The 20,502-nt window shown below is 58.7% G+C and carries 25 protein-coding genes and 1 pseudogene; 15 read left to right on the top strand and 11 right to left on the bottom strand.

Annotation, left to right across the window (positions count from 1 at the left end; all coding sequences use genetic code 11):
- Window positions 1-715 (top strand): RHS repeat-associated core domain-containing protein (locus tag M9827_RS27310; RefSeq protein WP_250608305.1); only part of this gene is annotated, 715 nt, incomplete at its 5' end.
- Window positions 712-1,131 carry a DUF6896 domain-containing protein gene (locus M9827_RS27305; RefSeq protein WP_250608303.1) on the top strand — a complete coding sequence of 140 codons (420 nt, stop codon included), beginning with the start codon at window positions 712-714 and terminating at the stop codon, window positions 1,129-1,131. The genes M9827_RS27310 and M9827_RS27305, both read left to right, overlap by 4 nt.
- A gap of 126 nt (window positions 1,132-1,257) precedes the next feature.
- On the opposite strand, the pseudogene M9827_RS27300 reads toward M9827_RS27305, so the two are convergent.
- From M9827_RS27300 to M9827_RS27290, 3 genes and pseudogenes are all read right to left on the bottom strand, one after another.
- Window positions 1,258-2,259 (bottom strand): annotated as a pseudogene (locus M9827_RS27300) (chitinase); the annotation flags it as partial.
- Between the two features lie 43 nt (window positions 2,260-2,302).
- Window positions 2,303-2,938, bottom strand: a complete 636-nt coding sequence (locus tag M9827_RS27295; RefSeq protein ID WP_250608301.1) for a lytic polysaccharide monooxygenase auxiliary activity family 9 protein — start codon at window positions 2,936-2,938, stop codon at window positions 2,303-2,305.
- Between the two features lie 221 nt (window positions 2,939-3,159).
- Entirely contained in the window at window positions 3,160-3,597 is a 438-nt protein-coding gene (locus M9827_RS27290) for a hemerythrin domain-containing protein (protein WP_250608299.1), read from the bottom strand.
- A gap of 147 nt (window positions 3,598-3,744) precedes the next feature.
- Between M9827_RS27290 and M9827_RS27285 the strand changes: the two genes are divergently transcribed.
- Window positions 3,745-4,170 carry a GNAT family N-acetyltransferase gene (locus M9827_RS27285; RefSeq protein WP_250608298.1) on the top strand — a complete coding sequence of 142 codons (426 nt, stop codon included), beginning with the start codon at window positions 3,745-3,747 and terminating at the stop codon, window positions 4,168-4,170.
- A gap of 64 nt (window positions 4,171-4,234) precedes the next feature.
- On the opposite strand, the gene M9827_RS27280 is transcribed toward M9827_RS27285, so the two are convergent.
- Window positions 4,235-4,585, bottom strand: a complete 351-nt coding sequence (locus M9827_RS27280) for a hypothetical protein (protein ID WP_250608296.1) — start codon at window positions 4,583-4,585, stop codon at window positions 4,235-4,237.
- Window positions 4,586-4,719: 134 nt separating this feature from the next.
- On the opposite strand from M9827_RS27280, the gene M9827_RS27275 reads away from it, so the two are divergent.
- The 8 genes from M9827_RS27275 (at window position 4,720) to M9827_RS27240 (ending at window position 9,488) form a co-directional block, all read left to right on the top strand.
- Window positions 4,720-5,049 carry a DUF6388 family protein gene (locus M9827_RS27275; RefSeq protein ID WP_250608294.1) on the top strand — a complete coding sequence of 110 codons (330 nt, stop codon included), beginning with the start codon at window positions 4,720-4,722 and terminating at the stop codon, window positions 5,047-5,049.
- A 25-nt stretch (window positions 5,050-5,074) separates the two neighbouring features.
- On the top strand, window positions 5,075-5,779 hold the full coding sequence (locus M9827_RS27270) for a YoaK family protein (RefSeq protein ID WP_250608292.1): 705 nt from the start codon (window positions 5,075-5,077) through the stop codon (window positions 5,777-5,779).
- Between the two features lie 242 nt (window positions 5,780-6,021).
- On the top strand, window positions 6,022-6,414 hold the full coding sequence (gene tusD, locus M9827_RS27265) for a sulfurtransferase complex subunit TusD (RefSeq protein WP_250608290.1): 393 nt from the start codon (window positions 6,022-6,024) through the stop codon (window positions 6,412-6,414).
- A 1-nt stretch (window position 6,415) separates the two neighbouring features.
- Window positions 6,416-6,772 carry a sulfurtransferase complex subunit TusC gene (gene tusC / locus M9827_RS27260; RefSeq protein ID WP_250608288.1) on the top strand — a complete coding sequence of 119 codons (357 nt, stop codon included), beginning with the start codon at window positions 6,416-6,418 and terminating at the stop codon, window positions 6,770-6,772.
- A complete protein-coding gene (tusB, locus tag M9827_RS27255; RefSeq protein WP_250608285.1) occupies window positions 6,772-7,065 on the top strand; it encodes a sulfurtransferase complex subunit TusB in 294 nt (97 codons plus the stop codon). The genes tusC and tusB overlap by 1 nt, the downstream gene beginning before the upstream one ends.
- The gene (locus M9827_RS27250; protein WP_250608283.1) at window positions 7,062-7,397 is read left to right on the top strand and encodes a TusE/DsrC/DsvC family sulfur relay protein; all 336 of its coding nucleotides are present in this window, start codon (window positions 7,062-7,064) and stop codon (window positions 7,395-7,397) included. The genes tusB and M9827_RS27250 overlap by 4 nt, the downstream gene beginning before the upstream one ends.
- Window positions 7,394-8,395 (top strand): glycosyl transferase family protein, encoded by a 1,002-nt coding sequence (locus tag M9827_RS27245; protein ID WP_250608281.1) that lies wholly within the window; start codon window positions 7,394-7,396, stop codon window positions 8,393-8,395. The genes M9827_RS27250 and M9827_RS27245 overlap by 4 nt, the downstream gene beginning before the upstream one ends.
- 91 nt (window positions 8,396-8,486) lie before the next feature.
- Window positions 8,487-9,488, top strand: a complete 1,002-nt coding sequence (locus M9827_RS27240; RefSeq protein WP_250608279.1) for a glutathione S-transferase family protein — start codon at window positions 8,487-8,489, stop codon at window positions 9,486-9,488.
- Window positions 9,489-9,582: 94 nt separating this feature from the next.
- Here the strand turns inward: M9827_RS27240 and cysG are convergent, their stop codons facing one another.
- From cysG to M9827_RS27210, 6 genes are all read right to left on the bottom strand, one after another.
- Entirely contained in the window at window positions 9,583-10,977 is a 1,395-nt protein-coding gene (cysG, locus tag M9827_RS27235; RefSeq protein ID WP_123450765.1) for a siroheme synthase CysG, read from the bottom strand.
- On the bottom strand, window positions 10,978-12,258 hold the full coding sequence (gene serS / locus M9827_RS27230) for a serine--tRNA ligase (protein ID WP_038369693.1): 1,281 nt from the start codon (window positions 12,256-12,258) through the stop codon (window positions 10,978-10,980).
- A 15-nt stretch (window positions 12,259-12,273) separates the two neighbouring features.
- Window positions 12,274-12,648, bottom strand: a complete 375-nt coding sequence (crcB, locus tag M9827_RS27225) for a fluoride efflux transporter CrcB (RefSeq protein WP_250608277.1) — start codon at window positions 12,646-12,648, stop codon at window positions 12,274-12,276.
- Window positions 12,648-13,970, bottom strand: coding sequence for a replication-associated recombination protein A (locus M9827_RS27220; RefSeq protein ID WP_034155144.1), 1,323 nt, complete (start codon window positions 13,968-13,970; stop codon window positions 12,648-12,650). Before M9827_RS27220 ends, crcB begins: the two co-directional genes overlap by 1 nt.
- A gap of 148 nt (window positions 13,971-14,118) precedes the next feature.
- Entirely contained in the window at window positions 14,119-14,739 is a 621-nt protein-coding gene (gene lolA / locus M9827_RS27215; RefSeq protein WP_250608275.1) for an outer membrane lipoprotein periplasmic chaperone LolA, read from the bottom strand.
- Between the two features lie 67 nt (window positions 14,740-14,806).
- Window positions 14,807-17,215, bottom strand: a complete 2,409-nt coding sequence (locus M9827_RS27210) for a DNA translocase FtsK (protein ID WP_034155142.1) — start codon at window positions 17,213-17,215, stop codon at window positions 14,807-14,809.
- A 297-nt stretch (window positions 17,216-17,512) separates the two neighbouring features.
- Between M9827_RS27210 and trxB the strand changes: the two genes are divergently transcribed.
- The 4 genes from trxB to infA all read left to right on the top strand — a co-directional run bounded on the left by trxB (window position 17,513) and on the right by infA (window position 20,312).
- Window positions 17,513-18,472: a thioredoxin-disulfide reductase gene (gene trxB, locus M9827_RS27205; protein ID WP_250608273.1), complete on the top strand. Its 960-nt coding sequence runs from the start codon at window positions 17,513-17,515 to the stop codon at window positions 18,470-18,472.
- A gap of 63 nt (window positions 18,473-18,535) precedes the next feature.
- The gene (gene aat, locus M9827_RS27200) at window positions 18,536-19,216 is read left to right on the top strand and encodes a leucyl/phenylalanyl-tRNA--protein transferase (RefSeq protein WP_250608271.1); all 681 of its coding nucleotides are present in this window, start codon (window positions 18,536-18,538) and stop codon (window positions 19,214-19,216) included.
- Window positions 19,217-19,273: 57 nt separating this feature from the next.
- A complete protein-coding gene (locus tag M9827_RS27195) occupies window positions 19,274-19,981 on the top strand; it encodes an arginyltransferase (protein ID WP_250608269.1) in 708 nt (235 codons plus the stop codon).
- Window positions 19,982-20,093: 112 nt separating this feature from the next.
- Window positions 20,094-20,312, top strand: a complete 219-nt coding sequence (infA, locus tag M9827_RS27190) for a translation initiation factor IF-1 (RefSeq protein ID WP_002553999.1) — start codon at window positions 20,094-20,096, stop codon at window positions 20,310-20,312.
- Window positions 20,313-20,317: 5 nt separating this feature from the next.
- On the opposite strand, the gene M9827_RS27185 is transcribed toward infA, so the two are convergent.
- Window positions 20,318-20,502: hypothetical protein (locus M9827_RS27185; RefSeq protein ID WP_250608267.1), on the bottom strand; the 185-nt coding region annotated here is incomplete at its 5' end.

Raw genomic sequence — 20,502 nt, 5'->3', positions numbered from 1 at the left:
GCAGGAACTCACCGACTACAGCGGCGACATCGTCTGGTCCGCGCAATACGACGCCTACGGCAAAGTCGCCACGCTGACCCTGGCCGGCGAAGACTACCTGAACCAGCCGCTGCGCTTTCAGGGGCAGTATTTCGACGGCGAAAGCGGCCTGCATTACAACCGCCATCGGTATTACGACCCGCGGCTGGGGCGGTATCTGACGCCGGATCCGATCAAGTTGGCCGGTGGGTTGAATCAGTACCAGTACGTGCCGAATCCGACGGGGTGGGTGGATCCGCTGGGGTTGAGCTCTAACTGCCCGCCGCCGAAAAAGCCTGGGTGTGAGGTGCCGGGTGGGATTGACGGGGCCAAGGTTGATGAGGGTGAACCACAATTACCTGACTTAACCCATGGCATTGACCCACATTCAGTGAAGCGAACGCATGCAATTATGGGAAAAAAATCAACTAAACACGTCGAAAAAATAAGGGATCAAATGCGAGCGGATGGCTACGATGTCAGCTACCCCATAGACGTAGCAGAACATCAGGGCACCTTCTATATTCTAGATGGACATCACCGTGCAGCAGCTGCCAAACAAACAGCAACGCCAATAACTATAAAATTGATCACAAATATCAGAGAGCATAAAGGACAACTTAATACGATCGAAGAAGTCATTGAATCAGCTAACAATGTCGGACACGACCGATTGGAGCATCACAGAAGAAGATGAAAACAGTCGATAAAAATCTTGAGGACCTAATAACTGACTTTCTTTCAAAAGTTGAAAGCGGAACAGAACTACTACAAAAAAAATTTGGCACTCGGAATATTTTAAGACTCTGGCGGAGCAAGCAAATCGAACGCTGCGGTGAAATAACTGATGAAATTCAATATGAACTGCACGGCGTAGGGTGCGCCATTCATTTCCCATCAGAATCAGTGGACTTCGATTACGGCTCGAACAGCAGAATCGACGGCTTTGACGTATGGCGCCTTTACATTTACGCTTCGGACAGGCCGATTACATATGAAAAATACTGCGACAAGAAAACACTCGAAAAAGAATTCAAAGAGCTTATCTATTTAAACAGAATCGAAAAGATGTCGATCAATGACAATCTTTATGTCCTGGTTAAAACCGAATAAAAACATACCCACACGCATTCCAAACCAACAAAAAAGCCCGGCAGCGCTACCGGGCTTCTTTATTTGCAACTACCGAGCGATGAGTGAACGCGTGTCATCGATAGCCTGCCCGGTGAAAGAGACCCCGTGAATCAACGGCCCATAACGCCGGCTGAACTCCCAGTTGTACGGCAAGCCATCCTTGCTGCTGCCGTTGTCCCAGTTCACCGACCAGGTCATCAAGCCTTTGATCGGCAGACCTTTAATCGCCAGACGTTTGAGGACATTCCCGACCACGGTTTTGTCGATCACATAACCGGTGGCCGCCGCATCGTTGTTGGCCGGCAGGCCGATGACGAACTTGTCCGCCGGAATCCGCGTGAAGCCGCGAGTACCGGTCACGAGGCTTTCAGTCAGGTAGTAAAGGAAATCCTCCTTCAGCGCATCGTTGTTCTGCGCAATCCACGCACCCGCGCCGTTGTTGGCTTCCGGCACCCAGACTCCGTCACCGCCCTGGTTGTAGAACTGCGGAGCGATGAAGTCGTAGTAGCCTTCCAGTGCCTGCAAGTAGCTCACGTACTTGCCAGTGCTGGTCAAGTATGGAAACTCCGGGGCCATGCTGATGATGAAGTGCTTGCCTTGGCCTGCGTAGTGATCCTTGACCAGTTTCAGTGCGGCCGGCAGGACGGTCTTGTTGGCAGCGAAATCAATCGCGCTCTGTTCAAGATCGATGTCCAGCCCGTCGAAGCCGTAGGTTTCCACCAGGCGGATGATTTCATTGGCCAGCGGTTGTTCCTGACCGCTGCGCAACTCGATGTGCGCATCGGCACCGCCGAGGGAAATCAACACAGCCCGCCCTTGGCTGTTGAGTACGCCAACCTGACGGCGGAACTCGGCATCGGAAACGTTGAACGGCTTGAAGGTCGGAATCCCGCTGCCCTTCATAAAGGCCACCGCGACCACGTTGTACTCCTTGGGCACTTCTTCCAGCGAAAGGCTGGCAAAGCGGCCCTGGCGGTAACCATCGCTCGGGCCTGCGGGCCAGTTGTGCCAGAAGCCCATGAGGATCTTTTTGCCGGCAATGCTCGGCATCAGCGAAGCGGCATCGCTCGCGGCGTTTTGCACTAAAGAGAAATCGATATTTGACATGTTCTAATCCTTCAGAACCTGTGGATTTGGCGACGCAGCGCCGTTATTTGAAGTCGACGTCGAAGGCCTGATAGAAGGCGTTGCCGGTGTTGGCGACGATCCACATCAGCACGATTACGTGGTGGCCTTTCTTGTTGACCGGCAGTTTCACCGCGTGATTGACCTTGGCCTTCAGTTCATTCGGGTAGCTGTAATACGGCACCTGAGCGTAGAAGTCCTCGAAGAACGGTTGAGCTTCCAGTTGCGCACGGGTAATGCGCTGTTTCGGGTCCCAACCGTCCTTGGTAATCAGCCAGCGGTAACCGCGCGTGGTGTGCGGCGCGGTGTATTCCCACTTGATTTCGAGGGTTTGGCCCGGGGAGACATTGAGCAGCGGCCAGTTGAACGGACGAGCGAGCTTCTTGCTCATTTCCTCATTGGTGAAGTTCACGCAGTCGCGGGCATCACTCTTGCCACCGCTGAGAATGTAGCCGTCGGCCGGAGGCGTGACACTGTCCGAGTCGCTTTGATAAGGCGCCGGAAACGGCCCCGCTGCCAGCGCCGGGAAATTCTTCCCGCCTTCCATCTCGTTGACCTGCCAGGCACCGAGCAGTCCTTGCTCAATCGCCACCGCACCGCGGCTTGCAGGGGAAATGACACGACCGTGTCGCAGTTGGGTTTGGGCTTGTGGTTGATTCATGTTTTTCACTCCGTTGATTTAAGAACTCTCCTTTCCGAGGAGAGGCCTTCAAGCTAACGGAGACGAATTTTTTGTCCATCGGCGGTTTTGTCGCAGTCAGTGAGTGCAAGTCAGCAAAACAGCGCAAATACTGGATGGATATACAGCTGTCTACGATAAATCCCACCCGAGATAGCGCCAAAAGATTACACGCCGATGCTGCAAAAACTGCCATTCAGTACTCACGACAGCTGTGCCTGGAACTCCTTTTCGTACTGCCCGGCGAGTTGTACTTTCTGTTTTTCGTTGAGCAATTTGCCAGCCATCTGGAAGAACTTCTGCTCTTCTTCTTTCAAATGATGATGAACCTTGTCCGACAGCTTCTTGGCGGTCGCCAGCCACGCCGGACTGGACATCTCGGTCTCGTCGAGTTCTTCCATCATCTCGTCCATTTCATGGTGTTCAGCGATGGCATGGCGGCTCAGATCGACCCCCTCATCAAGCTCCATCAACGGAATGTAGAAATGGCGCTCCTCAGCAGTTTCATGAGCCTGGAGCTCTGCCTTGAGCTGTTTGTAGGCTTCGACCCGCTCCGGCGTATCGCCGCTGGTTTCGGTCAGGGTTTTGGCGTAAGTACGCTGGCGGTCGTGGCTTTCGCGAAGGGCTTCGAAAATATTCATGGGGGATCCTTATCAACCGCGTGCTGGAATGACGCTGTAGAAGCTAGACCCCGGCGCGTGAGCGGCAGTTCCACCGGGTTGAGAGGGGCTTGGAAAATCACTGCCGGGCAGGATAGGCTGCGGGCTCACATCACAAGGAAGTCGGGCATGAACCTGCGCATCGAGCTGTCACAAAACCCTACCGAGGAAGAACGCACAGCCATCCTCGCGCCGCTGCGCGCGCACAACGTTGCCAAAGCCGGACCCTCGACATTCGAGCCGATCGCTCTGTTAGTGCGTGATGAACACGACGCTATACTCGGTGGATTGTATGGCCACACGTTCTATCGTTGGCTGTTCATTGAGTTACTGGCGGTGCCGGAACAGGGCCGCGGAAAGGGCATTGGTTCGCAGTTGATGCAAAGGGCGGAGGATCTGGCGCGAGAAAAAAACTGCGTTGGCATCTGGCTCGACACCTTCTCCTTTCAGGCACCTGAGTTTTACAAGAAGCTTGGATTTAGCGAATGCGGAGAGATTCTGGATTACCCACTGGGACATAAGCGGCATTTCTTCCAAAAGCGGCTTATCAGTTGACTGCGTTGGCCCCTTCGCGAGCAAGCTCGCGAAGGCGGCTTGAGCCTCACCGCGACCATTGGCTCTACAGACAGGTCGCCAACGCTGCCAACCGGCGCTTGGCGACAAAGTCGTCCTTCTGCGCGTAGTAATTCAGCGTCGTCCCCGACGCTTCAGTGATTACGTCGACAAACGACTCTGCCGAACGGGTATACACGGTCGTCCCGCCCGATTTACGGGGTTCCAGATACGCCGCCGCATCCACCCCGAACACCGCTTCGTCCTGCCAGCCGAATTGCACACAGCGCGCCACGTCTTTTTCGGCTTTGTCCGAGGTCAACACCTTGTACGGGGTTTTCGTGCGAGCATCGTCCATCACCGAGCCTGCGCAACCGGCCAGCAGTGTTGCGGCCAGCGCTACCATCAGAATTCGCATTGCATTCGCTCATTCAGAAAAAAGCGGACTGTATCATCGCAGCAGCAGGAATCGTTCTGCTTTACTGCATTTATAGCGCGACAGGCGCAGGCCGCTGCGGCAACCTAAGGTCATCAGCCTCACAAGGAAAACACATGGCGCCTACCGACCAGCGACATGAACATGCTCTGAAAGTGTTTCTCGACGCGCGTCCCGAACTGCGCGAAACCCTCGACCATCTCAACCCGTTGCTGGCCCAGGCCAAGGGCGAAACGCAAGCGCAGTATCGTGAAGAACGACTGCATGAAGCGTTCGAGGCCGAGGCGGAACAACAAGGTCTGTTTGCCTGGGAGCTGACACTGCTACTGACGGCCTCAACGCCTGAGGAATACCAAGCCCAGCGCCTTGAGGTACACCGTGAAGTCGCAGAAATGGCTCATATGGGCTGGCTGGAATATTGCGATCTGTATGGCATAGAACCGTAACCTGCGCCCAAGGACACCCCTACCGATGCTGCCATCCGCCTCGACTCACCGCGCCAGCCCCGGCCACCTGCACACACAAAAGTGGCGCGGACGGATTGGTCTGGCGCTGGTGGCCAGCCTCTCGGTCCTGGCCGGGATGACCGACGCCATCGGTTTTATGGCCAGCGGCGACTTTGTCTCGTTCATGAGCGGCAACACCACCCGACTTGCCGTGGCGATCAGCGATGGCGATATCGGGCTGACCCTGCGTTTGCTGATCCTCGTCGCCACCTTTATAGCCGGGAACGCCCTGGGCGTTATCGTTGCCCGTTTCGGTGGACGCCGGGCGCTGCCGTTGCTGCTGTGCATCGCCACCCTGCTGTGCGCGGCAGCCGCCTGGCCATTCGACAGCCAATTGCCGGCGCTGATGGCGGCCATTATTGCGATGGGCATGCTCAACGCGTCGGTTGAAGAGGTGAACGGCTTGCCGGTCGGGCTGACTTACGTGACCGGCGCCTTGTCGCGGTTCGGCCGTGGGTTGGGGCGCTGGATGCTCGGCGAACGGCGCAGCGGCTGGCGGGTGCAACTGGTGCCCTGGAGCGGGATGTTTTTCGGTGCGATTCTGGGGGCGGTGCTGGAACATCATTTGGGACTCCAGGCAATGTTTGTCAGCGGTTTGCTGGCTGCAATCATCGGGCTGTTCTCACTGAAAATCCCGCGGCGCTGGCAACTGGGCTACATGCCCCGCTAATGGATTCCTGAACCAACGCTCATGTAGGAGCTGTCGAGTGAAACGAGGCTGCGATCTTTTGATCTTGCTTTTAAAGATCAAGATCAAAAGATCGCAGCGTGCCGCAGCTCCTACATGAATTCGCTGTACCCAACAGCAGCAGGTGGACAGTTGTTCGCCCAAAAGCGGTGTGTGCAACTTGGGTTTCGCGGCTGCCTCGATAAAGCTTTATCATGGCCGCAGTTTTGCTGATCGAGTCCGTCATGAAGTTCGCCATTGCGCTGTTTTCCGCCGCCCATGCACCCTCCTCGCGCCGCGCCCTGCTCTTTGCGCAAGCCGCGCTGGCCGGTGGGCATGAAATTGCCCGGCTGTTTTTCTATCAGGATGGCGTGTACAACGCTTCGGATGCGGTGGTCACCCCGCAGGACGAACTGAACCTGCCCCAACAATGGCGCACCTTCATCACCGAACAGAAGCTGGACGGCGTGGTGTGCATCGCCGCCGCCCTGCGCCGTGGCGCGCTGAACGCTGACGAAGCCAAGCGCTATCAGCGTGACGCCGTCTCCATCAGTGAGCCGTGGGAATTGTCCGGCCTCGGTCAGTTGCATGATGCGGTACAAGACGCAGACCGCCTGATCTGCTTCGGAGGTGCGTGAGATGGCCAAATCCCTGTTGATCATCAGCCGTCAATCGCCATGGTCTGGCCCCGGTGCCCGCGAGGCCTTGGACATCGTGCTGGCCGGTGGCGCTTTCGATCTACCGATCGGCTTGTTGTTTCTCGATGATGGCGTGCTGCAACTCGCCGCCGCGCAGAACGCCAAGGCCCTGCAGCAGAAAGACTTGAGCGCCAACCTGCAGGCGCTGCCGATGTTCGGCGTCGAAGAACTGTTTTACTGCGCCGACAGCGCCAGCACGCGCGGGCTCGGTAATCTGTCGCTGGACGAAGCGCAGCCGCTCGCCGCCGAGCAAATCACCGCCCTTATTGACCGTTACGACCAGGTGATTACCCTCTGATGTCGACTTTGCATGTGTTGTCTCATTCCCCCTTCGGCGACGATCGCCTGACCAGTTGCCTGCGCTTGATCGGCAGCGCTGATGCGTTGTTGCTCTGCGGCGATGCGGTGTATGCGTTGCAACCGGGCACCGTGCCGTTCACCACCCTGCAAAGCCGTCAGATCAAATTATGGGTTCTGGCCGAGGATGCACAGGCGCGCGCCATTGAAGTCCCGGACTGGGCCGAAACCATCGATTACCCAGCCTTTGTCGAGCTGTCGATCCACCACGAAAAGGTCAACAGTTGGCTATGAATTCCATGACCGTCGGCGCCCGCGCCATCGAACTGGACAAGGACGGTTTTCTCGTCGACCTGAGCGACTGGTCGGCTGATGTGGCCAGCGCCCTCGCCGCCGCCGAGGACATCGTGTTGACGCCCGAACACTGGGAAGTCCTCGAACTGCTGCGCAGCTTCTACGCCGAATTCCAGCTGTCCCCGGCCACCCGACCATTGATCAAGTACACCGCATTGAAACTCGGCCCGGACAAAGGCAACAGCCTGCACCTGAACCGATTGTTCAAAGGCACCCCCGCCAAACTCGCCGCAAAACTGGCGGGCCTGCCCAAACCGACGAACTGTCTATGACCGACTTTCCAGCACTGACCCTCGAAACGCCTGCCGAACACCCGTTCGCCCAATTCGTGCGCATCCTCGGCAAAGGCAAACGTGGCGCTCGCGATCTGACGCGCGAAGAAGCCCGGGAAGCCATGGGCATGGTGCTCGACGACACGGTTGAAGACACCCAGCTCGGCGCGTTCCTGATGTTGCTGCGGCACAAGGAAGAAAGCGCCGAGGAGATGGCCGGGTTCACTGAAGCGCTGCGCGAGCGCTTGCAGGCGCCGAAGCTGAACGTTGACCTGGACTGGCCAACCTATGCCGGCAAGAAGCGCCATCTGCCGTGGTATCTGCTGGCGGCCAAGTGCCTGGCGCAGAACGGCGTGCGCATCTTCATGCACGGCGGCGGCGCACACACCGCCGGGCGTCTGTACAGCGAGCAATTGCTTGGCGAATTGAACATTCCCTTGTGCCGCACCTGGCAACAGGTCGGCGCGGCGCTGGACAACGGTGGCCTGGCCTTCATGCCGCTGGTGGACTGGGCGCCGCAGTTGCAGAAAATGATCGATTTGCGCAACACCCTCGGCCTGCGCTCGCCGATCCATTCGCTGGCACGGATCCTCAATCCGCTGGGCGCGCGCTGCGGCCTGCAAAGCATTTTTCACCCTGGCTACCAGGCAGTGCATCGCGATGCCAGCGGATTGCTTGGCGATACGGCGATTGTAGTCAAAGGCGATGGCGGCGAAATCGAGATCAACCCGGATGCCGACAGCCACCTCTACGGCACCACCGGCGGCGACAGCTGGGACGAGGAATGGCCACAATTGTCGGCGCAGCGCCACGTCAAACCGGCGACTCTGGACATTGAACATCTGAAAGCCGTCTGGCGTGGTGATGTGGTCGACAGTTACCCGCAAATGGCCTTGATTGCGACCATGGCGCTGGCCCTGCGTGGACTCGGCCAGAGCCGTGAGCAAGCCTTCGCAACTGCCGAGCAATACTGGGCCGCGCGGAACAAATCGATTTAACCGATCATTCGCGCCCGATCTTTGCGCTTTTTGTTCGAACTCATCGGAATAGACTCGACTCCAACGATTATTGGTTTACGGAGTCTTGATCATGGGTTTACTCGTCGACGGCCACTGGCAGGACAAGTGGTACGAAAGCAGCAAGGACGGCGCGTTTCAGCGCGAACAGGCCAAGCGCCGCAATTGGGTAACCGCCAACGGCGAACCCGGCCCCAGTGGTGAAGGCGGATTTGCCGCCGAAGCCGGGCGTTATCACCTCTATGTTTCCCTCGCCTGCCCATGGGCGCACCGCACGCTGATTCTGCGCAAGCTCAAAGGCCTGGAAAGTCTGATCGACGTCTCGGTGGTCAGTTGGTTGATGCTGGAGAACGGCTGGACCTTCGACACCGCGCTTGGCTCGACCGGCGACAGGCTCGATGGCTTTGAATTCATGCACCAGCGCTATACCGCCGACACTGCCGATTACACCGGCCGCGTCACGGTGCCAGTGCTGTGGGACAAGAAACTCAAGCGCATCGTCAGTAACGAATCGGCGGAAATCATCCGCATGTTCAACAGCGCGTTTGATGATCTGACCGGCAATGATCTGGACTTCTACCCGGCGCCATTACGCGGCGAGATCGATGCGCTGAACGAGCGGATTTATCCGGCCGTGAACAACGGCGTGTATCGCGCAGGCTTTGCGACGTCGCAGCAGGCTTATGAAGAGGCGTTCGATGAGGTGTTTGCCGAGCTGGATCATTTGGAGCAGCTGCTGGGTGCCAATCGCTACTTGTCGGGTGAGTACCTGACGGAGGCGGATATCCGCTTGTTCACCACGATGATTCGTTTTGACGCGGTGTACCACGGCCATTTCAAGTGCAACCTGCGACGGATTGCCGATTATCCGAATCTGTCGAACTGGCTGCGTGAGCTTTATCAGTGGCCGGGGATCGCCGAGACGGTGGACTTCCAGCACATCAAGAACCACTACTACGGCAGTCACAAGACCATCAACCCGACAGGGGTTGTGCCGAAGGGGCCGGAGCAGGATTTCACCGTGGCCCATGATCGGGCGCGGTTGGCTGGGAAAGGGGTTTGGTTAAAGGGCTAACAGCAGAAGCAAAAGATCGCAGCCTTCGGCAGCTCCTACTTGAGAATGCGTTCCTCTGTAGGAGCTGCCGAAGGCTGCGATCTTTTGATCTGATTCAGACCTGCGCCTGAGCCCCTTCGAACCACGCCAGTTTCTCGCGCAGTTGCACCACTTCACCGACGATGACCAATGTCGGCGCATGTACTTCATGCTCCGCCACCAGTCGCGGCAGGTCAGCCAATGTGCCGGTAAAGACCCGCTGATTGACCGTGGTGCCCTGCTGGATCAATGCCGCCGGGGTATCGGCTGAACGACCGTGTTTGATCAGTTGTTCGCAGATGACCGGCAACCCGACCAGGCCCATGTAGAACACCAACGTCTGCGCCGGCGCGACGAGGTCGACCCATGGCAGATCGGTGGAGCCGTCCTTCAAATGCCCGGTAACAAAACGCACGGACTGCGCGTAATCACGATGCGTCAGCGGAATCCCGGCATACGCCGCGCAACCGCTGGCCGCCGTAATCCCCGGCACAACCTGAAACGGAATGCCGTGGGCTGCCAGCTCTTCGATCTCTTCGCCGCCCCGGCCAAAGATAAACGGATCACCGCCCTTCAGGCGCACCACGCGCTTGCCGGCCTTGGCCAGGTCGACCAGTTGCTGGTTGATCTGATCCTGTGGCACGGCGTGATCAGAACGACGCTTGCCAACGTAGACCCGCTCGGCATCGCGACGGCACAGCTCAAGAATCGCTGGCGCGACCAAACGGTCGTACAGCACCACATCGGCTTGCTGCATCAGACGCAAAGCCTTAAAGGTCAGCAGATCCGGATCGCCCGGGCCCGCGCCAACCAGATACACCTCGCCGGTCGTGACCATGGCTTCACCATCGATCTTGGCTTGCAGCAGACGCTCGGCTTCGGCGCCCTGCCCGGCCAGTTGCCGGTCGGCAATCGGGCCTTGGAACACGTCCTCCCAGAATCCGCGTCGCTGCTGCACATCCGGAAACAGGCTTTTCACCTGATTGCGGAAACGTGCGGCGAGTCCGGCCAATTGGCCGTAGGTCGACGGAATCCAGGTTTCGATCTTCGCCCGAATCAAACGCGCCAGTACCGGCGCGTCGCCGCCGCTGGAAATAGCAACGATCAGCGGTGAGCGATCGACGATCGCCGGGAAGATCACGCTGCACAAGGCCGGCGCGTCGACCACGTTGACCGGCACGCAGCGCTTGTGCGCATCGGTGGAGACTTGTGCGTTCAGCGTCTCATCGTCGGTGGCGGCAATAATCAGCCCGCAACCGTCGAGATCCGCCTCGACGTAACCGCGCAACAGGCATTCACCGCCAGAAGCGGTGACCAGCTCACGCAGTTGCGTTTCGATTTCAGGTGCGACCACCCGCAGCAGCGCACCGGCATCGGCCAGCAGGCGGGATTTGCGCAAGGCAATTTCCCCCCCACCGACGACCAACACACGACTGCCGCGCAGGTTGTGAAACAGCGGCAGATATTTCATTTAGCCGATGACCTCAAGGCCACCCATATACGGCTTGAGTACGTCCGGCACACGGATCGAACCGTCGGCCTGCTGGTAGTTTTCCAGCACGGCAACCAGGGTACGACCGACCGCCAGACCGGAACCGTTCAGGGTGTGCACCAGTTCAGGCTTGCCGGTTTCCGGATTGCGGAAACGCGCTTGCATACGACGGGCCTGGAAGTCGCCGCAGTTCGAGCACGACGAAATTTCGCGGTACTTGTCCTGGCTCGGAATCCACACTTCCAGATCGTAAGTCTTGACCGCGCTGAAGCCCATGTCGCCAGTGCACAGCGCCAGGGTGCGGTACGGCAGACCAAGCAGTTGCAGGACTTTCTCGGCGTTGGCAGTCAGGCCTTCCAGCGCTTCCATCGATTGCGATGGCTCAACGATCTGGACCATTTCAACTTTGTCGAACTGGTGCTGACGAATCATGCCGCGCGTGTCACGGCCCGATGCACCGGCTTCACTGCGGAAGCACGGAGTGTGCGCGACGAACTTGATCGGCAACAGTTTCGAGTCGACGATTTCGCCGGCCACGATATTGGTCAGCGACACTTCAGCCGTCGGAATCAGGTACAGATCGGCTTCGCCTTCGCGAGCGATCTTGAACAGGTCTTCTTCGAACTTCGGCAGTTGACCGGTGCCTTGCAGCGCCGGGGCCTGAACCAGATAAGGCGTGTAAGCCTCTTCGTAGCCATGTTCGTTGACGTGCAGGTTGATCATGAACTGCGCCAGCGCGCGATGCAGACGGGCGATCGGGCCGCGCAGCAGAGCGAAACGGGCGCCGGACAGCTTGGCGGCGGTTTCGAAATCCAGCCAGCCGAACTTCTCGCCCAGGGCAACGTGGTCTTTCACTTCGAAGTCGAACGCGGTTGGTGTGCCCCAGCGGCGCACTTCAACGTTGTCGTCTTCGTCCTTGCCAACCGGCACGGATTCGTGTGGCAGGTTCGGGATACCGAGCAGGATCGAGTCCAGTTCGGTCTGGATCGCGTCCAGCTCGACCTTACCGGCACTCAGTTCGCCCGCCATGCGCTCGACGTCCGCCATCAATGGCGCGATGTCTTCGCCGCGCTGCTTGGCCTGACCGATGGATTTGGAACGCGCGTTACGCTCAGCCTGCAGTGCTTCGGTGCGGGTCTGGACGGTCTTGCGCTGTTCTTCCAGCGCTTCGATGCGCGCGGTGTCCAGGGCAAAGCCACGGGAAGCCAGGCGGTCCGCTACGTCCTGAAGGTTGCTACGTAACAGTTTGGAATCGAGCATGTCGGTTTCTCGTTATCAAAGTTTGGTCAAGGACAGGCCAGCCCACGTCGCGAGCAGCCCGCCGAATACGCTGAGTGCCGCATAGCCCAGGGCCAGCGGCACCTGCCCGCTTTCCAGCAGGCGCACCGTATCCAGTGAAAAGGATGAAAAAGTCGTCAGCCCCCCGAGGAAGCCGACCATCAACCCGGCCCGCACCTCGATCGGCACCTCCGGGCGTATCAAAAACAGGCCGTACAACACGCCAATCAGCAGACAGCCCACGATATTAACGGCCAGCGTCGCGGTATAGAAGTGCCGCGGCCAATTGGCGTTGACCCAATTACCGGTGGCGAAGCGCAACAAGGTGCCGGCAACCCCGCCGGCGGAGACCGCAATGACCAATGGAAGCACTATTTTCTCCGTTGCCGAGGGCTTAAACGATCAAGTTGAGCGAGGTGGTTGAGCTTCTCGCCGATCTTCAACTCCAGGCCGCGCGGCACCGGTTGGTAGAACGGGATGGGATCAAGCTCTTCCGGGAAATAGTCTTCGCCGGCGGCGTAAGCGTCCGGCTCATCGTGGGCATAACGGTATTCGTCACCGTAGCCCAATTGTTTCATCAGTTTGGTCGGCGCGTTGCGCAGGTGCAGCGGCACTTCCAGCGAACCGTTTTCAGCGGCGGCGCGCAAGGCGGTTTTGAAGCCCATGTACACCGCGTTGCTTTTCGGCGCACAGGCCAGATAAGTGATGGCCTGGGCTACGGCCAACTCGCCTTCCGGGCTGCCGAGACGCTCCTGCACTTCCCACGCCGCGAGGCACAGGCTGAGTGCGCGCGGGTCGGCGTTACCAATGTCTTCGCTGGCCATGCGCACCACGCGCCGGGCCAGGTACAGCGGATCGCAACCGCCATCGATCATGCGTGCGAACCAGTACAGCGCACCGTCAGGATTCGAGCCGCGCACGGATTTGTGCAGCGCCGATATCTGGTCGTAGAACGCCTCGCCACCCTTGTCGAAACGCCGACGGGTATCGCCGAGCAGGCTCTGCAGCAGCTCGGTGCCGATCTCGCTGTTGTCTTCAGCCAGGTCCGATGCGTTTTCCAGCAGGTTGAGCAGACGCCGGCCATCACCATCGGCAGCCGACAGCAACATCTGGAAGCCTTCGTCGTTGAGCGTCAGGTTGCGCTTGCCCAGACCGCGCTCCTCGGTCAGTGCACGGTGCACCAGTTTGCGCAGCGCCGCTTCGTCGAGGCTTTTCAGCACGTAGACACGGGCACGCGACAACAGAGCGTTGTTGAGTTCGAACGAAGGGTTTTCGGTGGTGGCGCCGATGAAGATCAGCGTGCCGTCTTCAACGTACGGCAGGAACGCGTCCTGCTGGGATTTGTTGAAACGGTGCACTTCATCGACGAACAGAATCGTGCGCTTGCCGTACTGGCCGGCCTGCTGTTTGGCGATTTCAACGGCCTGACGGATCTCCTTGACCCCGGCAAGCACCGCCGAAACCGTTTCGAAGTGCGCATCGGAGACTTCCGCGAGCAACCGCGCCAGAGTGGTCTTACCCACGCCCGGCGGCCCCCAGAAGATCATCGAATGCAGGGCACCCTGCTCCAGCGCCTCACGCAGAGGCTTGCCGCGAGCGAGCACGTGCTCCTGACCGACGTACTCATCCAGATTGGTCGCACGCAAACGCGCGGCCAGTGGCTGGGCAATCGGTGCACTGCGAAACAGATCCATCACGTAGCGTTGAAACCTCTATTTGATCTGGAGCAGATCATTGTCCCTGTGGGAGCGAGCCTGCTCGCGAATGCAATGGTCCATTCAACATTAATGGTGACTGATACACCGCATTCGCGAGCAGGCTCGCTCCCACAGGGTTTCGTGTTTATTCCTGGATCACGTCCGCACCCTTGGGGATGTCGAACTTGAACTTCGATGCCGATACCGGTTCGTTGGCCTTGACCCCGGTAAACAGGATATTGGTGCGCTGGCCGACGCTGTCGATCAGTTGCATGTCGTTGAGCAGACCGTTGCGGAACGACAGGCGCAGGTTGTCGAACAGGGTGTCTTTGGTTTTCGGCTTGAGGGTGAAGTCGATCACGCCGCCCGCTTCTTTCGCGCTGATATCAAAGCTCTGGCTGATCTTCGACACATCACCGGACAACAGCAGCGCCGGGGTCTGGGTCAGACGCTCGTCGAGCTTCTTGATGGTCGCCTGTTCCAGATCCGGGTCCCACAGGGTGACCTTCTTGCCATCGGAAACCATGGTCTGCTCGGCCGGCGCATTGGTGTGCCAGTAGAACAGGCCCGGGCGCTGCAGGGTCATGTTGCCGGTGGTTTCCTGCAACTGCGTGCCGCTGCCGTCGAGGGTCAGCTGCGAGAAGTTCGCGCTCAGGGTCTTGGATGTTTCCAGCAATTGGGTCAAACGCTCCACGTCCTTGTCATCGGCGTGGGCCGTGAGCGTGGTCAGCGCCAGTACTGGCAGCAGCATGCGGATAAGACGCATGGGAGTCCTCTTGAATACTCGTTGGGAGAGCGGCGGCACATCATTGTCCCGCCTCTTGCGTTTGCAATCAGTCGCGTACCGGGCCAGGGGCCAGAACTTCACGGGAACCGTTGGTGTTCATCGAGGTGACGACCCCGGCCATTTCCATGGCTTCGATCATCCGTGCGGCGCGGTTGTAGCCGATCTTCAGCTTGCGCTGTACCGCGGAAATCGAGGCGCGACGGCTTTCCAGGACAAACTGTACAGCTTCGTCGTACAGCGCGTCAGCTTCCGGATCATCGCCGTCGCCACCACCGCTGCTGCCTTCAAAACCGCTACCCGCCTCTTCGACACCGTTGAGGATGTCGTCGTTGTATTCCGGTGCGCCGCGCAGTTTCCACGCTTCGACCACTCGGTGTACTTCATCGTCGGATACGAATGCACCGTGAACACGGATCGGCAGGCTGGTACCCGGCGGCATGTAGAGCATGTCACCGTGGCCCAACAGTTGTTCGGCGCCACCCTGATCGATGATGGTACGGGAGTCGATCTTGCTCGACACCTGGAACGCCATACGGGTCGGAATGTTCGCCTTGATCAGGCCGGTGATCACATCCACCGACGGCCGCTGGGTCGCGAGGATCAGGTGGATACCTGCCGCACGGGCCTTCTGGGCGATACGGGCGATCAGTTCTTCAACTTTTTTGCCGACGATCATCATCATGTCGGCGAATTCGTCGACCACCACAACGATGGTCGGCAGCTTCTGCAGCAACGGCGCTTCGTCGTGGATGCTTTCACGCTTGTACAGCGGATCGCTCAACGGCTCGCCGGCATCCTGGGCTTCCTTGACCTTGGCGTTGAAGCCGGACAGGTTGCGCACCCCCATCTTCGCCATCAGCTTGTAGCGGCGCTCCATCTCGGCAACGCTCCAGCGCAGAGCGTTGGCGGCGTCTTTCATGTCGGTGACGACCGGGCACAGCAGGTGCGGAATGCCTTCGTAGATCGACAGTTCCAACATTTTCGGGTCGATCATGATCAGCTTGGCGTCTTCCGGGCCAGACTTGAACAGGATCGAAAGGATCATCGCGTTGACACCCACCGACTTACCGGAACCGGTCGTACCGGCCACCAGCAAGTGCGGCATCTTCGCCAGGTCAGTGATGACCGGCTTGCCGCCGATGTCGTGACCCAGTGCCAGGGTGACCGGCGACTTGAAGTTGTCGTATTCAGGCGTCGACAGCACCTCGGAGAAGCGCACGATCTGTCGGTCTTCGTTGGGGATCTCGATACCGACGGTGGTCTTGCCCGGAATCACCTCGACCACACGCACACTGGTCACGGCCAGCGAACGTGCAAGGTCTTTGGCGAGGTTGGCGATGCGGCTGACTTTGACGCCGGCGGCAGGCTGAATTTCGTAACGGGTAATCACCGGGCCCGGGTGAATAGAATCCACCGTGACCTCGACACCGAACTCCTTGAGCTTGATCTCCAGCAAATGGCCGACCGCCGCCAGGGATTCCGGTGAGTAATTGAGTTGTTTCTTTTCCGCAGGGTCAAGAATCGAGATCGGCGGCAAGGTGCCTTCCACGGCGCTGTCGACGAACAACGGCACTTGCTTCTCTTTCTGCACGCGCTTGCTTGGCTCGGGCGCTTTGGCTGGAGCTGGCGCAATGACCGGCGGCACTTGTTTCTCGCGGTCGGACATGTGCTTGCTCAGGGCTTGCTCACGTTCGATCAGGCGTTCTTTGACTTTTGCCTGCTCACGCTTGTCGGTGACTGTCGGCGCGACCACGTCGTGGACGCGATCATCGACTTCACGCAGTTGCGCGACCAGTTGTTTGCGTTCGGTACGCGCCGACCACCAACGATTTAGCGCGCCCTGGAACAGTTCGAACAGGTCGAGGGTGATCTTGCCGGTGATGTCCATCACCTTGAACCACGACAGGTCGGTAAACACCGTCAGGCCAAACAGGAACAGCGCGATGAACAACAGCGTGCTGCCCTGAATGTTCAGCGCATTCTTCGCCAGATTGCCAAGGCTTTCGCCCAGCGCACCACCAGCGCCCGCCGGCAGGCCCGAGGCCGCGTGGAAGTGCAGATGCGCCAGCGCAGCGCCGGACAGCACCAGAAACACCAGACCGATCAGGCGCCAGGAGAACAGCCAGCCGCTCCACTGCCACGGCTCGTGGCGCTGGCGGAAGATCTGGTACGCCTTGATCGCCAGCAACAACGGGAAGATGTAGGCGAAGTAACCCAGCACCATGAACAGGATGTCGGCGCTGTAGGAACCCGCCGGGCCGCCGAAATTCTGTACGTCATCGATCTTGCTGTTGTGGCTCCAGCCCGGATCGTCCTTGCCGTAGGTCAGCAAAGCCATCATCAGGAACAGGCACAAGGCACCGATGGCGATCAATGCACCTTCCTTGAGCCGGTAGTGCAACTGTTGACGCCAGAGCGGAACGACTGTTTTTGGTGCTTCGGTGGATTTCTTCAAAACGCTTCTTTTCCTGCGCCCGAGGCGCGTCCATCTATTGAATGACGATAAAAAACTGCCCAATCCAGGCAGGTAAAAAAGTTAACGAGCACAACTGAGACTACTTTTAACACTGTGCTACCGCTTTTATAAACACAGCGCACCGCGAACATTCTGTAACAGCCCGGCATTGTACGGGTTTGTGCGTGCGATGCCATGCTTCAAGCCCCAGGATTGAGCATAGTCAAGCACACAGAAGCCGCGACTCAATTTGAGCATGCATTACCTTTTGTGACAAAGGCTTATGAGGTGTATTTGATGAACGTAGCGAAGCATTCACGCCTGATCATCCTCGGCTCCGGTCCGGCCGGTTACAGCGCTGCCGTGTATGCCGCCCGCGCCAACCTCAAACCCGTGGTCATCACCGGCCTGCAGGCCGGTGGCCAGCTCACCACCACCGTCGAGGTCGACAACTGGCCCGGCGACGTCGAAGGCCTCACCGGCCCGGTGCTGATGGAGCGCATGCAGAAACACGCCGAACGCTTTGCCACAGAGATCGTTTACGACCACATCCACACCGCCAAGTTGCAGCAACGCCCGTTCGAGCTTGTCGGCGACAGCGGCACCTACACCTGCGACGCCCTGATCATTGCCACCGGCGCCTCGGCGCAATACCTGGGACTACCCTCGGAAGAGGCCTTTGCCGGCAAAGGTGTTTCCGCCTGTGCGACCTGCGACGGCTTTTTCTATCGCAATCAGGTGGTCGCCGTGGTCGGCGGCGGCAATACGGCGGTCGAGGAAGCACTGTACCTGTCGAACATCGCCAAGGAAGTACACCTGATCCACCGTCGCGACAAACTGCGCGCGGAGAAGATTCTTCAGGACAAACTGTTCGAGAAAGCCGCCAACGGCAACGTGCGCCTGCACTGGAACCAGAATCTCGACGAAGTGCTGGGCGATGCCAGCGGCGTCACCGGCGCGCGACTGCGTGACAGTCATACCGGTGAAACCCTTGATCTGGCGCTGGCCGGGGTATTCATCGCCATTGGTCACAAACCCAACACCGATCTGTTCCAGGGCCAACTGTCGATGCACGACGGCTATTTGCGGGTCAAGGGCGGCAGCGACGGCGACGCTACCGCCACCGAGATCCCCGGGGTGTTTGCCGCCGGTGATGTAGCCGACCACGTTTACCGTCAGGCGGTGACGTCGGCGGGCGCTGGCTGCATGGCCGCACTCGACGCCGAGAAGTATCTGGACGACATTCCTGTCATTTAACGGCACACTTTATCGCGGGCCATACAGCCCGCACCGCCCTCCCCTTCTGCAAGCCTGGATGCCATGCTGACTTGGTTACAACGTAATTCCCTGACGTTTCCGCCGCTGGAAAAGGCCATGCGCGACCCCAACGGATTGCTCGCCGCCGGTGGCGATCTGTCGGCCGATCGGCTGATTCAGGCATATCGCCACGGCTGCTTTCCGTGGTTTTCCGAGGGCCAACCGATTCTCTGGTGGTCGCCGGATCCGCGCACGGTGTTGTTTCCCGACGAACTGCATGTCTCGCGCAGCCTCGGCAAACTGCTGCGCCAGGCACGCTATCAAGTGACCTTCGATCAGGATTTCGATGCCGTGATCCGCGCCTGCGCCGCACCACGGGATTACGCGGACGGCACTTGGATCACCGAAGCCATGCAGGACGCGTACATTGAGTTGCATCGTCGCGGCTTTGCTCATTCGGTGGAGGTCTGGGATCAGGGCGAACTGGTCGGTGGCCTGTACGGCCTGGCGATGGGTCAACTGTTTTTTGGTGAATCAATGTTCAGCCGCGCCGACAACGCCTCGAAATTCGGCTTTGCCACCCTGGTGCGTCACCTGAAAGACTCGGGATTCGTGCTGATCGACTGCCAGATGCCGACCAATCACCTGCACAGCCTCGGTGCCCGAGCGATTCCCCGCCACGAATTCGCCGACTATCTGGCTCGCCACCTGGATCAACCCAATCATGCCACTTGGGTTTGCTGAGCGACTTTTGCGCGCGTGGCTTACACTTAATTCACCAGCTTATCCCGAGGGTTGATCATGACCGAGTTGGCGCGTTTGAAGTTCTATGCCACTCAGCCTCACTCTTGCAGTTATCTGCCCGAGGAGCAGGCCACGACCCTGTTTCTCGATCCGAGCCAGCCCATGGATGTGCATGTCTACGCAGACCTGTCGGAAATGGGCTTTCGTCGCAGCGGCGATCATCTGTACCGCCCGCATTGCCAGAACTGCAATGCGTGCGTTCCTGCGCGCATCCCCGTGGCGCAGTTCATGCCCAATCGTCAGCAGAAGCGGATTTTCAAGCGCAACACGGATTTGCAGGTGCGCCCGGCCAAGCCGCAGTTCAGCGAAGAATATTTCGATCTGTACCAGCGTTACATCGAACAACGTCACGCCGACGGCGACATGTACCCTCCGAGCCGTGATCAATTCGCGACGTTTCTGGTCCGCGATTTGCCGTTCTCGCGCTTTTACGAGTTCCGACTCGACGGACGGTTGCTCGCCGTAGCGGTCACCGATTTGCTGCCGAACGGTTTGTCAGCCGTGTACACCTTCTACGAACCCGCCGAAGAACGCCGCAGCCTTGGCCGATTTGCCATCCTCTGGCAAATCGCCGAGAGCCAGCGCCTCGGGCTTGAGGCGGTATACCTCGGTTACTGGATCAAGAACTGCAAAAAGATGAACTACAAGACGCAATATCGTCCCATCGAATTGCTGATTAATCAGCGCTGGGTGATCCTCAACTAAACCCAAGCCGTAAACCCCTTGGCGTAAACACCATTTTTCGGGCACAATGCACGCCGCTTTTGCCTGGCGCAGTTGCACCGGGCCATTCATTGGATACCGAGGGCTTTACTGCATGTCGAAAGAAGACAGCTTCGAAATGGAAGGCACTGTCGTCGACACCCTGCCCAACACCATGTTTCGTGTGGAGTTGGAAAATGGGCACGTCGTAACCGCGCATATTTCCGGCAAGATGCGCAAGAACTACATTCGTATTCTTACCGGTGACAAAGTGCGCGTCGAGCTGACGCCCTATGACTTGAGCAAAGGGCGCATCACTTACCGCGCTCGTTAATCAAGTCAATACAGAACGCCCGGTTTATGCCGGGCGTTTTTGTTTGTCTGGGATTTGGGTTCTGGTCTTGTGTGTATATCCGTTGCTGCAGGGGTTGCTACTGGCGGTTTCGCTCTTACAGCCATCCCTTTCAAGGTCTTCGGTAAAATCGCTGAAATTTCATTCAGGGATCCCCAAACGATGTGGGCCG

Source organism: Pseudomonas sp. AKS31 (assembly GCF_023634765.1).
Lineage (GTDB): Bacteria > Pseudomonadota > Gammaproteobacteria > Pseudomonadales > Pseudomonadaceae > Aquipseudomonas.
This window is presented reverse-complemented; position numbering and strand designations above follow the sequence as displayed.

Bases quoted from the DNA above. Each gene is read 5' to 3' on its own strand.
- M9827_RS27305 (WP_250608303.1), top strand. From the start codon at position 712: ATGAAAACAGTCGATAAAAATCTTGAGGACCTAATAACTGACTTTCTT.
- M9827_RS27295 (WP_250608301.1), bottom strand. From the start codon at position 2,938: ATGAATCAACCACAAGCCCAAACCCAACTGCGACACGGTCGTGTCATT.
- M9827_RS27290 (WP_250608299.1), bottom strand. From the start codon at position 3,597: ATGAATATTTTCGAAGCCCTTCGCGAAAGCCACGACCGCCAGCGTACT.
- M9827_RS27285 (WP_250608298.1), top strand. From the start codon at position 3,745: ATGAACCTGCGCATCGAGCTGTCACAAAACCCTACCGAGGAAGAACGC.
- M9827_RS27280 (WP_250608296.1), bottom strand. From the start codon at position 4,585: ATGCGAATTCTGATGGTAGCGCTGGCCGCAACACTGCTGGCCGGTTGC.
- M9827_RS27275 (WP_250608294.1), top strand. From the start codon at position 4,720: ATGGCGCCTACCGACCAGCGACATGAACATGCTCTGAAAGTGTTTCTC.
- M9827_RS27270 (WP_250608292.1), top strand. From the start codon at position 5,075: ATGCTGCCATCCGCCTCGACTCACCGCGCCAGCCCCGGCCACCTGCAC.
- tusD (WP_250608290.1), top strand. From the start codon at position 6,022: ATGAAGTTCGCCATTGCGCTGTTTTCCGCCGCCCATGCACCCTCCTCG.
- tusC (WP_250608288.1), top strand. From the start codon at position 6,416: ATGGCCAAATCCCTGTTGATCATCAGCCGTCAATCGCCATGGTCTGGC.
- tusB (WP_250608285.1), top strand. From the start codon at position 6,772: ATGTCGACTTTGCATGTGTTGTCTCATTCCCCCTTCGGCGACGATCGC.
- M9827_RS27250 (WP_250608283.1), top strand. From the start codon at position 7,062: ATGAATTCCATGACCGTCGGCGCCCGCGCCATCGAACTGGACAAGGAC.
- M9827_RS27245 (WP_250608281.1), top strand. From the start codon at position 7,394: ATGACCGACTTTCCAGCACTGACCCTCGAAACGCCTGCCGAACACCCG.
- M9827_RS27240 (WP_250608279.1), top strand. From the start codon at position 8,487: ATGGGTTTACTCGTCGACGGCCACTGGCAGGACAAGTGGTACGAAAGC.
- cysG (WP_123450765.1), bottom strand. From the start codon at position 10,977: ATGAAATATCTGCCGCTGTTTCACAACCTGCGCGGCAGTCGTGTGTTG.
- serS (WP_038369693.1), bottom strand. From the start codon at position 12,258: ATGCTCGATTCCAAACTGTTACGTAGCAACCTTCAGGACGTAGCGGAC.
- M9827_RS27220 (WP_034155144.1), bottom strand. From the start codon at position 13,970: ATGGATCTGTTTCGCAGTGCACCGATTGCCCAGCCACTGGCCGCGCGT.
- lolA (WP_250608275.1), bottom strand. From the start codon at position 14,739: ATGCGTCTTATCCGCATGCTGCTGCCAGTACTGGCGCTGACCACGCTC.
- trxB (WP_250608273.1), top strand. From the start codon at position 17,513: ATGAACGTAGCGAAGCATTCACGCCTGATCATCCTCGGCTCCGGTCCG.
- aat (WP_250608271.1), top strand. From the start codon at position 18,536: ATGCTGACTTGGTTACAACGTAATTCCCTGACGTTTCCGCCGCTGGAA.
- M9827_RS27195 (WP_250608269.1), top strand. From the start codon at position 19,274: ATGACCGAGTTGGCGCGTTTGAAGTTCTATGCCACTCAGCCTCACTCT.
- infA (WP_002553999.1), top strand. From the start codon at position 20,094: ATGTCGAAAGAAGACAGCTTCGAAATGGAAGGCACTGTCGTCGACACC.